Raw genomic sequence first — 14,987 nt, 5'->3', positions numbered from 1 at the left:
TATGAAAATTGGAATTCTATCTCGCAACGAAAATCTATACTCCACTCGCCGCCTGATCGAAGCGTGTGAAGCACGTGGGCACGAATACAAAATCATTGATGCTTTGCGTTGCTACATGAACATCAACTCAACCCAGCCATCAATTCACCTGAAGGGTGAAGACTTGGTCGGGTTTGATGCTGTCATTCCACGCATCGGTGCGTCTGTGACTTTCTATGGCTGCGCTGTATTACGTCAGTTTGAAATGATGGGCATATACACCGTTAACGATTCCGTGGCCATTTCACGTTCGCGCGATAAACTGCGTTCACTCCAGTTGTTGTCGCGTAAGAACATCGGTATGCCGATCACTGGGTTTGCAAGCAAGCCGGGTGACATTAAAGACCTTCTGAGCATGGTTGGCGGCACGCCAGTTGTGATCAAGCTTTTGGAAGGCACGCAAGGTATTGGTGTGGTATTGGCAGAAACACGCAAAGCAGCAGAAAGCGTTATCGAAGCTTTCATGGGCTTGAAAGCCAATATCATGGTTCAGGAATACATCAAGGAAGCGGGCGGTGCGGACATTCGCTGCTTCGTGATTGGCGACAAAGTCATTGCAGCCATGAAGCGACAAGCTCTGCCTGGCGAATTCCGTTCTAACCTCCACCGTGGCGGCAGCGCATCACTGATACGCATCACGCCAACAGAACGTAAAACTGCAGTTGCAGCGGCAAAGGCAATGGGCCTTCACGTTGCGGGTGTAGATTTGCTGCGCTCTGAGCGCGGACCTCTGGTAATGGAAGTTAACTCATCACCAGGTTTAGAAGGGATCGAAACAGCTACCGGAAAAGACGTAGCTTCTTTGGTCATAGAACATATAGAGAAAATAGTCTCTGCTCCGAGGACAAGGACACGTGTCAAAAGCCAATAATAAAAATAACGCATTTGAAATTGGCGGGATCACCATCCCGCCAGGTGAACGCGCTAGCGTTGAATTTGAAGTTGCCAAGCTTTACACACACTCGCCGCTGTCAGTGACAGCGGAAGTTATTCATGGAAAGAAGCCCGGCCCTGTTCTAATGATTAACGCCGCCATTCATGGCGACGAATTGAATGGTGTTGAAGTCGTCCGTCAGACGCTAGAGCGCATTAATCCAGCGACGCTGAAAGGCACGCTTATTGCGATCCCTGTCGTTAACGTTTTCGGCTTTATTCACAAATCACGTTACCTCCCTGATCGCCGAGATCTCAACCGCTGTTTCCCAGGCTCAGAACGTGGTTCGATTGCAGGACGCATGGCATATCAGATCTTTGAACAGATCGTACGCCGATGCACCCATATTATGGACCTGCATACCGCGGCTATTTACCGTACCAATTTGCCACAAATCCGTGCGAATTTGTCCAACGAAGAAACCAACGAAATGGCGATCGCTTTCGGCACCCCTGTGGTTATCGATGCTGCGCTTCGTGAAGGTTCTTTGCGTTCTGAAGCCGAGAAAATTGGCATTCCTGTCATCACCTACGAAGCAGGTGAAGCGCTACGTTTCGAACCGTATGCGATTACTGCGGGTGTGAATGGCGTTAAGCGCGTGATGCAGCACCTGGGGATGATCCGCAAGAGTGCACGCAAGTCGAAAGTTGAACCTGTTATTGCTCGCGCGACGCGTTGGCTTCGTGCAGAGTCAGACGGCATTTTGCGCTCACACGTGTCTCTTGGTCAGCGTGTCAGTAAAGGTCAGTTGCTAGCATCAATCAGCAGCCCAGTCGGTAGCGAAGAAGTACAAACAATTGCACCACTGGGTGGCATTATTATCGGTCAGCAAACACTACCACTGGTCAATGAAGGTGATGCAATCTTCCACATTGCTTACTTCGAAGAACCAGACCGTATGGTTGAGCAGCAGGTAGAGAACTACTTGGATGAAGTGACTGATGATGCAAGCAATGAAATTAAGTTCGGCATCGGCGTTCAGTAAGCCACAGACGAAGTAGCTACTGACATTTCGTTTATCTGTATAGAGTTGCAGTCTATCTGCAACTCTTTTTTGTTCTTTTTATCTATATTCCCGCCACTCTGTACCCCGTATCTTTCCTCAATTTCCACTCAAGTGAATTTAACAATTCGTCAACATCTTATTATTGAGACAGTTGGCAGGGTTAACCGATGGTTAATATGTAATCGACATCAGAGGACTGACCAGAGGTAATTATTGTGAAAGGATTCATATTGTCATTGCTACTCGCCACCGCCTCGTTTTCCGTGTTTGCGGGATCAACAACGAGCGGGGTTTCTGCCACAGGCTATACCCAAACCAAATACCCCATCGTGCTTGTTCATGGCCTGTTTGGCTTCGACCGGATAGCGGGCGTTGACTATTTCCATGCCATCCCACAAGCGTTAACCCGCAGCGGCGCAAAAGTCTTTGTCGCACAGGTTTCAGCAACGAACAGCTCAGAAAAACGCGGCGAGCAGTTATTGCAGCAAGTTCGCTGGGTACTTGCGGTCACAGGGGCAAAAAAGGTCAACCTAATCGGACACAGCCACGGTAGTCCAACAGCACGATATGTCGCTTCCGTTGCACCACGATATGTGGCTTCAGTCACCAGTGTTGGCGGCGTGAATAAAGGATCAGAATTTGCTGATGTCGTACGAAAAACCTTCTCACCAGGCTCTTCAGGGGAAGCAGTTGCAGTCGGCGCGGCCAAAGCATTGTCTGGATTAATTAGTGTTTTATCGGGCGGCAGTCACTTACCTCAAGACCCACTCGCTTCACTGAATTCTTTGACGACCAAAGGCTCGTTGGCATTCAATGCCAAATACCCAGAAGGCATACCTACGTCTCGCTGCGGTGAAGGGCGTTACCGCGAATCAAATGGTGTTTACTATTACTCTTGGTCAGGCACGAGCACTGCGACCAACATCTTCGATATCACCGACCCTGTTCTATTCGTCACAGGGCTGTTCTTTTCAGAACCCAACGATGGGCTTGTAGGACGCTGCGCAACACATTTAGGGCGTGTGATTCGAAGCAACTATCGCATGAATCATCTTGATGAAGTGAACCAGTTCTTCGGACTTCACCACTTATTTGAAACGGATCCTGTGACTGTCTATCGCCAGCACGCCAACAGGTTGAAGCGACAAGGCTTGTAACCATAGACAATAATGTCGACGTCTACACACTTAGAAATCAGTGTTCTCATCCTGCTAATACAAACGATCACAGAAGCATACGCTGACATCTAGGATGACAAGGAGTCCCAAATGCGCATTACATATACGTCTTACAAAATCATCTTTCTCATTGTGGTGGGATTAGTATTTGCTGCATTTGTCTACCTGTACGCAAACGATGAAAATGAAGACCAAGCGCAGATACGCTCTCATCTTGGAACTGACGTCGACATCTCATCAGATCGTGATACGTTTGAGTATTTTCTCTCGACCTTAGGTGAACAAGACTTGGTACAAGTGAACGATGCCTATAGCCATTTTTCGGAAACAATGAGTTTCGGAGAACGCCAAAAAGCATTGTTCGATAAGTATCAGGCGTATCGTCAATCGCTGTCGCTGATCGCCGCACCAACATCATTATCAGGTATAGAGTACTTGCTCCATGTTCATTATCAGAGCCTATCTATTCAATCACTGCATTTCAGCGAAGAAGAACAAAAGCGCCTGTTTTACGAACAAAACTTAACGAGTGAAATGGCAATCAAACGCCTTGAGCTTGAGCTAATGGGCCTTGATGAGGAGAGCTACCAAGCGCAATGGCAATCTGAACTCGACCAATTACCGCCGGATATGAAAGAGAGTTACCAGAACGCCGCATTGATTAGCAACTTAAACACCCTCTCTCAGCAAGATGGAGTGATGAACATTGATAAAATCCGCGCGTTGGTTGGTGACGATGCCGCACAACGTCTTCATGAACTCGATGTGCAAGAAACGGCCTTTCACCAAACCTTCCAACGTTATCTGACCGAGCGCGGTGACATGCTAGATCAAGAATTTGGCTCTGACGCTGAACGAGACAGCGCGTTAACTGCCTTAATAAACACGCACTTTTCACCCGAAGACCAGCGTCGTGTAAAAGCGTTGCAAACGCTCGATAGCGAAGAGAACAATGCCTCTAATTCCATCTAGTTTCAGACTGTGATACTCAGTTATACGCTGGTCAATTATCCACAGTCGATGTGGTGCAGTTCTGACGTGAATCTAGTGAAAATGTTGCGAAGGCGCGAGCAAGGAGACGCGAAACCGAACCTGCTCCCCGAACCGCTGACGGATGTCATGAATAGCAGATTGAGATTCATCCACGACTTCAACAGCAACAATCTCATCAAACTCATCGGTGTATAACCGCAGGTTGCCTATGTACACCACGTTGTCGTCAACACGTACCAAAAATTTGAGTGGCTCCGGAAGCACCAACATGGCATAGACAAGGTCGCCATCATCATCGATTGCACGCTCTAGCCCTGTGAGTAGTTGGGTTCGTTTCGGAATCGCGAAATAAAACGGCTGGCCCCAATCTGTTAGTAGCCCAAGTGAATTGGCAGAAACGTTGTCTGCGCGAATCCAAATCAGCACTCTTTCCCTTATAAACGGCTCAAAGGTGTCAGTTTCTTGTTTTAAAGATGCGCCAACCACAGCAGGCAATACTGTCAGCCGACCCACCACTAATACTTCATCATCTTTGATCTGAGAGATATCTGTGAGCGTATCTGTCATAGGGTTAGAAGAAGAACAACCTGTGATAGTCAGGATCAGAAAAATGAGCATTGCACGCAATGCTGACTGTCCATAGCCCAAGCGAATAGAAAGATGGGCGAAGTGAAGTTGGTGACACATCATGGTTCAACCATAGTACACATCATGATGTTCAGCTGCGCTCTTGTGCCGTGAAAGTAATCGACACCCCATGCGGTCTTCTCATCCACAGCGCGTTTTTATGACGCGCGTTCCAATGACAACATATAAGAAGGTGACACTATGCTTAACTGGGAGTCTGTATTAACCACCGCGAAACACGGTAACCCTATCCCTCCGCGTCGGGTTGAAAAATCGGAGGTGGAATGGCAGGCCGAGCTGAGTGAAGAGCAATTCTATGTCACGCGTAAACATGGCACCGAACGCCCCTTTAGCTCTGAAATGTGCGGTATTTTTCACCCCGGAATTTATGCTTGTGCCTGCTGCAATACACGCCTTTTTGATGCTCAGGAAAAGTTTGATTCGGGCTCAGGATGGCCGTCTTTTACTGCCCCTGTCGAGGACAATGTCGTGGCGTACACCATGGACATTTCCCATGGCATGACTCGCATTGAAGTGACATGCAACGTGTGCGACGCGCACCTTGGGCATGTCTTCCCTGATGGGCCGCCGCCAACCAAACTGCGTTACTGCATTAATGCTGTTTCGTTAAGCAAAGAAGAGTAGCAGCGACGCGTAAAACGTAAAAAGCCAGCCCATATCAGGCTGGCTTTTTATTGTTCAGAAAGACTGAATTAACTAATCAGCTTTCTTAACGCGGATCTTGCTGCTGGCAACATCACTTTGATTCAGGCTTGCAATCGCTGCTTTTGCTTCATCGTCATTTGGCATTTCAACAAACGCAAAGCCTTTTGAAAGACCTGTTTCTTGGTCTAAAACGAGCGTGCATTCACCCACTGAGCCATGTGCTGAAAAAAGAACACGCAGTTCGTGCTCTGTCGTGGTGCGCGCAAGGTTGCGAACTAGAAGTTTCATATTAAGCCGTCTGATATAAAAAATACGAATGAATTGTCTCAGGTAAACGAGGGCAAACCAAGAAAAGAATCTGCGCATTCATCGATAGTTGCCGTTTGTAACGATGTTGCCAATACCTTCTTGCCATTTCACGCTCTATAACCAACGCCCCCATCACCTACTGTATATTATTTGTCCGCAATTCCTCCGCGCGTTAACGCGGCTGGATCTAACAGCGCGTCGAGCTGCTCTCGTGTCAAATCCGTTTCTTCAAGCGCGACCGCTATGATTGCCCGATTTTCGTTGTAAGCCTTTTTTGCAATATCCGCCGCTTTCAAATATCCAATGACAGGGTTAAGCGCTGTTACTAGAATTGGGTTTTTCTCCAATGCCGCCCCCACACGATCTTCACGTACCTTAAACGTCGCGATAGCTTTTGTTGCAAGAAGATTAAGTGCGTTGGCCATCAAATGAATACTGTCCAGTAGATTGTCGGCGATTAACGGTAGCATCACATTAAGCTCAAAATTCCCCGACTGCCCCGCGATACCAATAGTGACATCATTGCCCATAACCTGCGCAGCGACCATGGCGCTAGACTCTGGGATAACGGGATTTACTTTACCCGGCATGATCGAAGAACCGGGCTGTAAGCTTTCAAGTTCTATCTCACCGAGCCCAGCCAAAGGACCAGAGTTCATCCATCTTAAGTCATTGCTGATTTTCATGACGGCGACGGCAAGATTACGCAATTGGCCAGACAAACCCACTAAGGCATCTTGGCTTCCCATCACATTGAATGGGTGAGAATGAGGCTCAAATCTCGTTCCGGTGAACGCAGTAATCTCAGTGGCAAACAATGACGCAAACTGAGGATGTGCGTTAATTCCCGTTCCTACCGCTGTCCCACCTTGCGCCAACTTCCTTACCTCTTCTAACGCAAAAGTAATACCACGCTGACAACAAGTCATTTGTCGTCTCCATGCTTCCAACTCTTGCCCAAAGGTGACTGGCATGGCATCCATCAAATGGGTTCGCCCTGTTTTGACGATATGCCCAACTTCTGCTTCTTTATCGACCAATGTGCTCGTCAGAATATCAAGGGCAGGAAGCAATCGATTTTCGCACTCTAAAACTGCGCTGATTTGAATCGCTGTTGGCACCACATCGTTGCTGCTTTGGCTCATATTGACATGGTCATTGGGGCTAATGTCTATGCCACATTTAATGGTTGCTAAGGTCGCAACCACTTCATTCATGTTCATGTTTGAGCTGGTGCCTGAACCTGTCTGAAATACATCGACAGGAAAATGATTAAGGTATTCTCCAGCAGATATTTCTTCACAGCTTTCCGTGATTGCTTCTGCAATCTGGGCATCCAAAAGCGACAAGCTGCTGTTCACACTAGCGGCGCAATACTTCACCATGGCCAGCGCGCGAATAAACGGTGCAGGCATCTCCCTTCCACTTACCGTAAAATTATTCACCGCTCGCTGTGTCTGAGCTTGATAAAGCATATTTTTGGGCACTTCCACATCACCCATGCTGTCATGTTCTACTCGTACTTCTTCCGTATTCATCCAATACTCCCAAGTCATGACTCTACCCAAGCAGTTTCAATATGCTTATTCAGCGAGAATTTGTTTGGGTATAACTGTTTAAGTATGGTGGTAAAAATAAAATTACGTTGTCTCAGTAGCGGTTAGTCTTCCTTTTGCCGTACCATACTCAGCGAAAAACATAACCACGCAAGCGCAAGGCAAAAAATCATGAATGACGACGACATCCTTACCAGTGAACACCTGATTGAAATCGTTGAGAATCAACTCTCCGACAATAATCCAAAGAAAGTAAAAGAAACCTTGATGCGTCTGCGCATGACAGGTTCCTCTCAAGAAGAGGCCATCGAGTACATCGCATGTGCGCTGATGGTAGAAGTCTACGATGTAGCGAAAGGTAGCGGCGAATTCAACTTAAAACGCTATGAAGAGCATCTTGAAATGTTGCCAGAAATGCCATGGCAGGAAGATCTAGAAGATTAACCGCTGGTGACATAGATATTCAATAAAAAAGCGCCTTTCGGCGCTTTTCGTTTATATCGCCTGAGAAGGCAGCCCACTCAGTCCTATCCCTTCTAACCAATACAGTAAGAAGATATGACACACCACCACAACAGCGGTTAACGCCGCGCGCATGAGGGTATACCAAAATGGATAAATTCCTTTAAACATCAGCCCCACTTCCAGCGCAAACAAAATCACAAACGATGCGATCAATAAGTAGAGCGAATAAGGATACGGCATCAACAAAGCGCCAACCGCAACCAAAGAAAATACAATCCCTACCGTTAACCCATTCGTTGGCTTGTCAGGCTTTGCGCCACTGATTGTCATTCCCCACACAGCACCAGAAAGAAACGCCAAAATAACTGCGCTGTAACTCAAAAAGGTGTGAACGAGTGCGCTCTGCCAGTCGATTGGCCAGATAGGTAACAAAATGCCGAAAGCAACAAAGGGTATCAACCCCATTGCGCCATAGATAAGTGCTGTCTTTTTCATGATCAGGACTCTCATGTTGTTTACGCATACTGCCAATCTGCGCGAGATGAAAAATGGTGAAGCTTTGTTTTGGTCTGAGCTTTGTTTTGGTATTTAGTCAGCGAGAAGTGCGTGTCCTTCGGGAAGCTGTTTTTGAATCCAAAGCACCAATTTGTGCTTCATGTTGGGGCCGTCTTCCTTATCTGAGGCAAGAGGAACGATAATTTTGTCATCCACCAATAGACGGTAGATACATTCAATTTTGATTTTATTGGACGTCCCATCATCAAAGCTCGTAAACCCGCGCTTCGCCGCGTACTGCTCTCCAATTTGCAGCGCTTTTTTCAGTAACTGGGCTTCGTGTTTAATTTTTTTCATTCCATCACTCCAGTTTATTTTCTCGAGCCAGCATAGCAGAGTGATACCTATACTCAAACAGAGTCAATCTGAGTGCTTGGTTATTAACCAAATCTCATCCGGCGACACATTTTTAGATGCAGTGATATTCCCAAGTATCTTCAAGCAACTTGGGTATATCAGGTCGAAGACAAACAAAGCAATCACACTATGTCAAAAAATTACAGAATCAAGTATCGGGAAGTACTTCTATTTTTTAATGACGCGAATTAATCAACAAATAGAGATCCAGATCACTCAAAATTTTTAACATCCCCGTAAATTAGTCAATTTAGTGATGCTTGTCACAATAAATATCACAACCACAAGATCAATAAACGAGACTTAGATCGGCATTATTGCAATAGAAAAATATTGACTTCTGAATCCAAAGGGAAATGAAATAAAACTACACGGCAAATGCGAGATGGCTCTCACTTTTTTGGCGACTCACGAGGAAGATAACGTGACAAAGATCAATAAAAACCCGTTATCGGTGTCTTTGAGTGTTTGTGTGGTAATTTGATTTTGACGACAAACAAACCAGCGGTTTTGGCGAACCGCTATACACAATTCAAAGAAACTTCAAACGGGTAACGTTTATGATATCACCAGATGCGAAGATCAAAGTACAAAATTTTGGTCGGTTTCTCTCAAACATGGTTATGCCTAACATTGGCGCGTTTATCGCGTGGGGTCTAATCACAGCACTGTTCATTCCAACCGGTTGGTGGCCTAACGAAACAATGGCTGCTCTGGTTGGTCCTATGATCACCTACCTACTTCCACTTCTTATCGGTTATACCGGAGGTAAGCTAGTGGGCGGCGACCGCGGCGCAGTTGTGGGTGCAGTCACCACCATGGGCGTTATCGTTGGCGCCGACATTCCAATGTTCATGGGCGCAATGATCGCAGGTCCAATGGGTGGTCTAGCCATCAAAACCTTCGATAAGAAAATGGATGGTAAAGTCAAAAGCGGCTTTGAGATGTTGGTTAACAACTTCTCATCCGGCATCATCGGTATGCTGTGTGCCATCATCGCATTCTTCCTGATTGGCCCATTTGTTAAAGTCATCTCAGACGTACTGGCATCAGGGGTTAACTTCCTTGTTGAAGCAAACCTTCTCCCTCTTACTTCTATCCTTGTTGAGCCAGCGAAAATTCTGTTCCTAAACAATGCGATTAACCACGGTATTTTCTCTCCGTTGGGTATTCAGCAGGCTGCAGAAACGGGTAAATCGATCTTCTTCTTGATTGAAGCTAACCCAGGCCCAGGTCTCGGTATTCTGTTGGCTTACATGTTCTTCGGCAAGGGCATGGCAAAACAAACAGCAGGCGGTGCATCCATCATCCAAATCTTTGGTGGTATCCACGAGATCTACTTCCCATATGTACTGATGAACCCACGCCTTCTGCTAGCTGCCATTGCTGGCGGCATGACCGGCGTCTTCATTCTGACTGTGTTCAACGCTGGCTTGGTTTCTCCTGCATCACCGGGTTCTATCTTCGCGATTTTGTTGATGACACCCAAAAGCTCTTTGGTGGGCGTACTGTTGTCAGTCACGGCTTCAACCGCAGTGTCATTCTTCGTAGCATCAATTCTACTGAAAGCGCAGCGCACCACCGATGAAGACGGTGACGAAGATGCGCTGAACAAAGCAACATCACAAATGAAAGACATGAAAGCGACGTCAAAAGGTGCAGTTGCCGCTAAAAGTAGCGGCAACGTAAACATGGCTGACGTTAAGAACATCATCGTTGCTTGTGATGCAGGCATGGGTTCGAGTGCCATGGGTGCTGGATTGCTGCGTAAGAAAGTGAAAGACGCAGGCCTTGATATCAGTGTCACTAACGTGGCGATTAACAATCTTCCATCAGACGTTGATATCGTGATCACCCATTCTGACCTGACAGATCGTGCTCGTAAACATGCTGAGCACGCTCACCACATTTCGTTGAAAAACTTCTTAGATGGTGAGATTTACAACAACTTGGTGACACAACTGTTGGCGGCACAAGGCCCAAAGGCCGCGAATGATGCCGAGTACATCAAAAAACCGTTACTTGCCGCTAACGATGAAACCCTACAGCCTCAACCTCTACCTGCGTTCCAACTCGAGAAGAAGAACGTGCATCTTGGCCTTCGTGCAGACAACAAAGAAGACGCAATTCGCTTTGCAGGAGAACGTTTGGTTGAATTGGGTTACGTTGAGCCAGAGTACGTAGATGCTATGTTTGCTCGTGAAAAACTGGTTTCAACCTACCTTGGCGAGTCTATCGCGGTTCCACATGGCACCATTGAAGCGAAAGACAAGGTCAAGAAAACGGGTATCGTAATTTGCCAATACCCTGCTGGCGTGCGCTTTACCGATGACGAAGACGATGTAGCGAAGCTGGTTATTGGTATCGCTGCGAAGAACGACGAACACATTCAAGTTATTACCGCCATCACCAACGCGTTGGATGATCCAGATGCTATCGAACGTCTTTCTTCAACGAACGATGTTAATGAAGTCCTGGAGATTCTCTCTGCAACCGAGGCTGCATAAGCCCAGTTAAGCCAAAAGGAGCCAGCACCTGTTGGCTCTTTATTTATAACAAGATCTTGATACAAAAGATCGACTTTGTTGGTGAGGTAATAATCATGAAAAAAGCAGTACACTTTGGTGCTGGCAATATTGGTCGCGGCTTTATTGGCAAGCTCCTTGCTGATTCAAACGTGGCTGTCACCTTTGCAGATGTCAACGAGCCACTGATTGATCAGTTGAGCCATAAACAACAATACAATGTTCGTGTGGTTGGTACAGAAAGTACCATTGAGTCAGTCAGTCATATTTCAGCGGTTAATTCGATGAGTGCTGATGTGATCGACCGCATAGCAACCACAGATTTGGTCACCACAGCCGTCGGCGCAAACGTATTAGACAAAATCGCGCGCACCATTGCCGAGGGCCTTAAAAAGCGATTTTCAGACGGTAATGAATCCCCGTTAAACATTATTGCCTGCGAAAATATGGTACGTGGTAGTACCCACCTCAAGGCAGAGGTTTACCGCCACTTAAACGAAGATGAACAAGCGAAAACTGATGAGTACGTTGGGTTCGTCGATTCTGCCGTAGACCGTATCGTTCCCCCGATGGATGCGGCGAACGACGACCCACTTGAAGTCACCGTCGAAAGCTTCAGCGAATGGATTGTTGACGATCAGCAATTCAAAGGCGAGATCCCTGCCATTGAAGGCATGGAACGCACTAGTGATCTCATGGCGTATGTTGAGCGCAAGCTCTTTACTCTTAACACTGGCCACTGTATTACAGCTTATTTAGGATGCCTTCATGGCTATAACACTATTAGAGAGGCTATCGATGACCCGATAATCAGAACCGATGTCACGCAAGCAATGATGGAGAGCGGAGAAGTACTCATTCGACGCTATCGTTTTGATCGTGAAAAACATTATGCTTACATCGATAAGATTATTGAGCGCTTTGCCAATCCCTTCCTCGTTGATGAAGTAGGACGTGTCGGACGTGAGCCGATCAGAAAATTGGGGTCGAATGATAGATTAATCAGGCCGTTACTCGGTACAATGGAATACGAAACCGAAAACGATGCATTATTAAAAGGCATTGCTGCCGCGCTGAAATATGAAAACAGCACTGACCCGCAAGCCGTGGAACTTCAAACCTATTTACAACAACACGGTGTGATCAAAACGCTTGCACACTATTGCGGCCTAGAAGAAACAAGCAAAGAGGCGCAAAGCATTGAGTCAATCTACCACCAGCTTTAAAGTCAATTTCCCGCTGAATGGGAACGATAAACGGGAGCAAAAGCTCCCGTTACAGAGGAAGAACACCAAGCCTAAGATGGTAGCACCGATAAAAGAAACGCAGATTATAGAAAGGCTTAACAGCGCGCCGTCAGTGCGAGGGTTCTTTATTGCCTCTGTGGAGGTATTTACCGATGCGATTGACTCTCTCGTGCAACGGATTTTCCGCAAAGATGACTTTGCCGTGAAATCTGTCGTTGGCCCACTGCTCGATGATACTGGTCCCCTGGGAGATATTGCGGTTCGTCTTAAGCTGCTCTATGGCTTGGGTGTATTGCCTGACGCGATTTATCAAGACATCAATGACATCATCAAACTACGAAATCAATTGAACAACGACAGTGAAGAGTACACGTTTACGCACCCTTTCATTCTCAATGCCATCAAGAAACTTAACTTGGTAGAAAAAATGGGCATGGTAAAACTGGACGTGATGCAGCCTGATGATGATGTGGGTTTGGAGTTCTATCAAATGCAACTTATACGTCAACAGCAGATGATAGTCTCTGGCCTTTCTCTTGCGATTGTTGAAATTTGTAACGAACTGAACAAGGAGAGTCCTTTCTAGCGTGTGGTATGAGTACTCACGAATCGACTTTCTGCTATGAAAGAGAGGATGCAAGGACGCACACTCTCAACACAACTCCTGCATCACTCCTCGATATCTATCAGTATCCAAGCATGAATAACCAACGGCAAAATCCACGTAACTTCATCATCAAATTCACTGCCAATACTTAAAATACACACAATCAAACTTCCGGTGTGAATGCTTCAAGGTTTATCCGAACAACAAAAAAGGGAGTGACATCATCACCCCCTTTCTCGATTCGCGACCTTAAACATAAGCCACAAGCCTGCGGCTCATAAACTATGGGCGACGGTTTCTCGGTTTTCTATTGTTAGGCGTACCATTCGGTGCGTTACGAGGTGCTCCGCCGCTACGAGAGCCCTCTTTGCGCGAGTTATCGTTGCGTGAACTGTCGTTACGCGAACCGTCTCGACGTGCGCCGTCTTTATCGGAACGTTGCGGACGCGCATTGTCTGGACGAGGGCCACCTCGGCGAGAGTCATCTCGGCGGTTGTCATCTCTACGCGACTCACCTTTTCGCGAGTCACTTGGGCGTGAATCGCCTTGTCGAGCATCGCCACGGCGTGCATTGCCCGATCGTGAGCTATCTTTACGATGATCGTCTTTCGAGAAAGAACGGCCATCGCCACGTCCAGAACGCGCATTTGATGATGTTCTTGGCTTCGCAAAAGCAATCTTGCCGGATTTTAGATTTTCCTTAGCGGCATGACTCGATGCGCTTTTCACGTCACCCGATCCTGGCTCATTACTCACGTATGCCTCATCAGGGACAAAAGTACTCTTAGAGTCAGCCACAGCAGAGTTAATGTCATCCATCTCTTGTGGTGTTAGCTCGCGCCACTCGCCCAGTTTCAACGTCCCTAAACGCACGTTCATAATACGAATACGTTTTAGTTTGGTAACTTCAAACCCCAAGTATTCGCACATGCGTCTAATTTGGCGGTTCAAGCCTTGGGTCAGGATGATCTTGAAAACAAATTTACTTTGTCTTTCGACGACACAAGGTTTGGTGACGGTATCCAGAATTGGGATGCCGTTTGACATCAATTCAAGGAATTTTGGCGTGATAGGACGATCAACCGTGACAAGATATTCTTTCTCGTGATTGTTGCCCGCACGCAGAATTTTATTGACGATATCACCGTCACTGGTCAGAAAAATCAAACCTTCAGAAGGTTTATCCAAACGTCCAATAGGGAAAATACGTTTTGGGTGACGAATCGCGTCAACAATGTTTCCACGTACATTGCTCGCCGTGGTACAGGTAATACCAATAGGTTTGTTATAAGCAATGTAAACGCGGTCTTCTTTACTTTCAGGCACTTTGTCGATGCGTTTGTTGTTCACCTTTACTTCGTCGCCTGGCAGCACTTTGGTGCCAAGCTCAGGCACGATGCCGTTGATGGTGACTTTTTGCTGCTCAATGAATTTGTCTGCTTCGCGACGCGAGCAAAAACCAGAATCACTGATGAATTTATTTAGTCGTATTCCGCTACTTGTGTTCACAAACGTTTCTTATCTCAAGTTGTACTGATCACGTTCAGCCATGTGGTTTGCGAGCACGCATTGACGCGGCTTCCGATGGCTTTCTCGATGTAATCGCTCATTGTACTTGAAACATAACTTGGCAAGATAGATTGAAGCGCATTTTTTATCATGGATGCTGATAACAGCTGTCTGAACGTCGACATACAGATCTCGAAGGCCAAGCCAACAGAACCGCGAAAGATGTTGTTTGTTTTGTGACAAAACAATCGTTACAAATAGACCACGATAAAATATAACAGACAAAGATAGAAAAATTTGACACGAACCGTCTTAATATTGATGCACGATAATAATGTGCTCTATAATTTATCTATTCTCGAGTAACCTCAAAGGCAGGATTCAGAGGGCCTTGAGGATACTCGGCAACACATT

General features: G+C 46.5%; 15 protein-coding genes. 9 read left to right on the top strand and 6 right to left on the bottom strand.

Annotated elements, in window-relative coordinates; translation table 11 throughout:
• Nucleotide 1: 1 nt before the first annotated feature.
• The 4 genes from rimK (at nucleotide 2) to ACED36_RS13290 (ending at nucleotide 4,129) form a co-directional block, all read left to right on the top strand.
• A complete protein-coding gene (rimK, locus tag ACED36_RS13305) occupies nucleotides 2-910 on the top strand; it encodes a 30S ribosomal protein S6--L-glutamate ligase (protein WP_016960386.1) in 909 nt (302 codons plus the stop codon).
• Nucleotides 894-1,958 (top strand): succinylglutamate desuccinylase/aspartoacylase family protein, encoded by a 1,065-nt coding sequence (locus ACED36_RS13300; RefSeq protein ID WP_016960385.1) that lies wholly within the window; start codon nucleotides 894-896, stop codon nucleotides 1,956-1,958. Before rimK ends, ACED36_RS13300 begins: the two co-directional genes overlap by 17 nt.
• Before the next feature lie 236 nt (nucleotides 1,959-2,194).
• Complete coding sequence (locus tag ACED36_RS13295; protein ID WP_035008534.1) at nucleotides 2,195-3,136, top strand: triacylglycerol lipase; 942 nt, start codon at nucleotides 2,195-2,197, stop codon at nucleotides 3,134-3,136.
• A 111-nt stretch (nucleotides 3,137-3,247) separates the two neighbouring features.
• Nucleotides 3,248-4,129, top strand: coding sequence for a lipase secretion chaperone (locus tag ACED36_RS13290; protein ID WP_371733416.1), 882 nt, complete (start codon nucleotides 3,248-3,250; stop codon nucleotides 4,127-4,129).
• A gap of 72 nt (nucleotides 4,130-4,201) precedes the next feature.
• Here the strand turns inward: ACED36_RS13290 and ACED36_RS13285 are convergent, their stop codons facing one another.
• Nucleotides 4,202-4,840, bottom strand: coding sequence for a hypothetical protein (locus ACED36_RS13285; protein ID WP_371733415.1), 639 nt, complete (start codon nucleotides 4,838-4,840; stop codon nucleotides 4,202-4,204).
• Between the two features lie 138 nt (nucleotides 4,841-4,978).
• Here ACED36_RS13285 and msrB point away from each other — a divergent pair, with 138 nt between their 5' ends.
• Nucleotides 4,979-5,422 (top strand): peptide-methionine (R)-S-oxide reductase MsrB, encoded by a 444-nt coding sequence (msrB, locus tag ACED36_RS13280; protein WP_016960380.1) that lies wholly within the window; start codon nucleotides 4,979-4,981, stop codon nucleotides 5,420-5,422.
• Nucleotides 5,423-5,494: 72 nt separating this feature from the next.
• On the opposite strand, the gene ACED36_RS13275 is transcribed toward msrB, so the two are convergent.
• Together ACED36_RS13275 and ACED36_RS13270 are read right to left on the bottom strand one after the other, a co-directional pair.
• Nucleotides 5,495-5,731 carry an RNA recognition motif family protein gene (locus ACED36_RS13275; RefSeq protein ID WP_016960379.1) on the bottom strand — a complete coding sequence of 79 codons (237 nt, stop codon included), beginning with the start codon at nucleotides 5,729-5,731 and terminating at the stop codon, nucleotides 5,495-5,497.
• A 167-nt stretch (nucleotides 5,732-5,898) separates the two neighbouring features.
• On the bottom strand, nucleotides 5,899-7,290 hold the full coding sequence (locus ACED36_RS13270; protein ID WP_371733414.1) for a class II fumarate hydratase: 1,392 nt from the start codon (nucleotides 7,288-7,290) through the stop codon (nucleotides 5,899-5,901).
• 189 nt (nucleotides 7,291-7,479) lie between these two features.
• Between ACED36_RS13270 and ACED36_RS13265 the strand changes: the two genes are divergently transcribed.
• Nucleotides 7,480-7,752, top strand: coding sequence for a hypothetical protein (locus ACED36_RS13265; RefSeq protein ID WP_016960377.1), 273 nt, complete (start codon nucleotides 7,480-7,482; stop codon nucleotides 7,750-7,752).
• A gap of 51 nt (nucleotides 7,753-7,803) precedes the next feature.
• Here ACED36_RS13265 and ACED36_RS13260 read toward each other — a convergent pair whose 3' ends face one another.
• The gene (locus ACED36_RS13260) at nucleotides 7,804-8,268 is read right to left on the bottom strand and encodes a DUF3429 domain-containing protein (protein ID WP_017003289.1); all 465 of its coding nucleotides are present in this window, start codon (nucleotides 8,266-8,268) and stop codon (nucleotides 7,804-7,806) included.
• A gap of 93 nt (nucleotides 8,269-8,361) precedes the next feature.
• On the bottom strand, nucleotides 8,362-8,625 hold the full coding sequence (locus ACED36_RS13255) for a DUF5062 family protein (protein WP_016960375.1): 264 nt from the start codon (nucleotides 8,623-8,625) through the stop codon (nucleotides 8,362-8,364).
• Between the two features lie 620 nt (nucleotides 8,626-9,245).
• Between ACED36_RS13255 and ACED36_RS13250 the strand changes: the two genes are divergently transcribed.
• The 3 genes from ACED36_RS13250 to ACED36_RS13240 all read left to right on the top strand — a co-directional run bounded on the left by ACED36_RS13250 (nucleotide 9,246) and on the right by ACED36_RS13240 (nucleotide 13,043).
• Nucleotides 9,246-11,192: a PTS mannitol transporter subunit IICBA gene (locus ACED36_RS13250; protein WP_017003288.1), complete on the top strand. Its 1,947-nt coding sequence runs from the start codon at nucleotides 9,246-9,248 to the stop codon at nucleotides 11,190-11,192.
• A gap of 95 nt (nucleotides 11,193-11,287) precedes the next feature.
• Nucleotides 11,288-12,436, top strand: coding sequence for a mannitol-1-phosphate 5-dehydrogenase (locus tag ACED36_RS13245; RefSeq protein WP_017006307.1), 1,149 nt, complete (start codon nucleotides 11,288-11,290; stop codon nucleotides 12,434-12,436).
• Nucleotides 12,437-12,512: 76 nt separating this feature from the next.
• A complete protein-coding gene (locus ACED36_RS13240; RefSeq protein WP_016960372.1) occupies nucleotides 12,513-13,043 on the top strand; it encodes an MltR family transcriptional regulator in 531 nt (176 codons plus the stop codon).
• A 303-nt stretch (nucleotides 13,044-13,346) separates the two neighbouring features.
• Here the strand turns inward: ACED36_RS13240 and rluF are convergent, their stop codons facing one another.
• Nucleotides 13,347-14,573: a 23S rRNA pseudouridine(2604) synthase RluF gene (gene rluF / locus ACED36_RS13235; RefSeq protein WP_371733413.1), complete on the bottom strand. Its 1,227-nt coding sequence runs from the start codon at nucleotides 14,571-14,573 to the stop codon at nucleotides 13,347-13,349.
• Between the last annotated feature and the right edge of the window lie 414 nt (nucleotides 14,574-14,987).

The organism is Enterovibrio sp. FF113, from assembly GCF_041439165.1.
Lineage (GTDB): Bacteria > Pseudomonadota > Gammaproteobacteria > Enterobacterales > Vibrionaceae > Enterovibrio > Enterovibrio norvegicus_A.
Note: the sequence above shows the minus strand (reverse complement) of the source record. Positions and strands in the feature narration are given on the sequence as shown.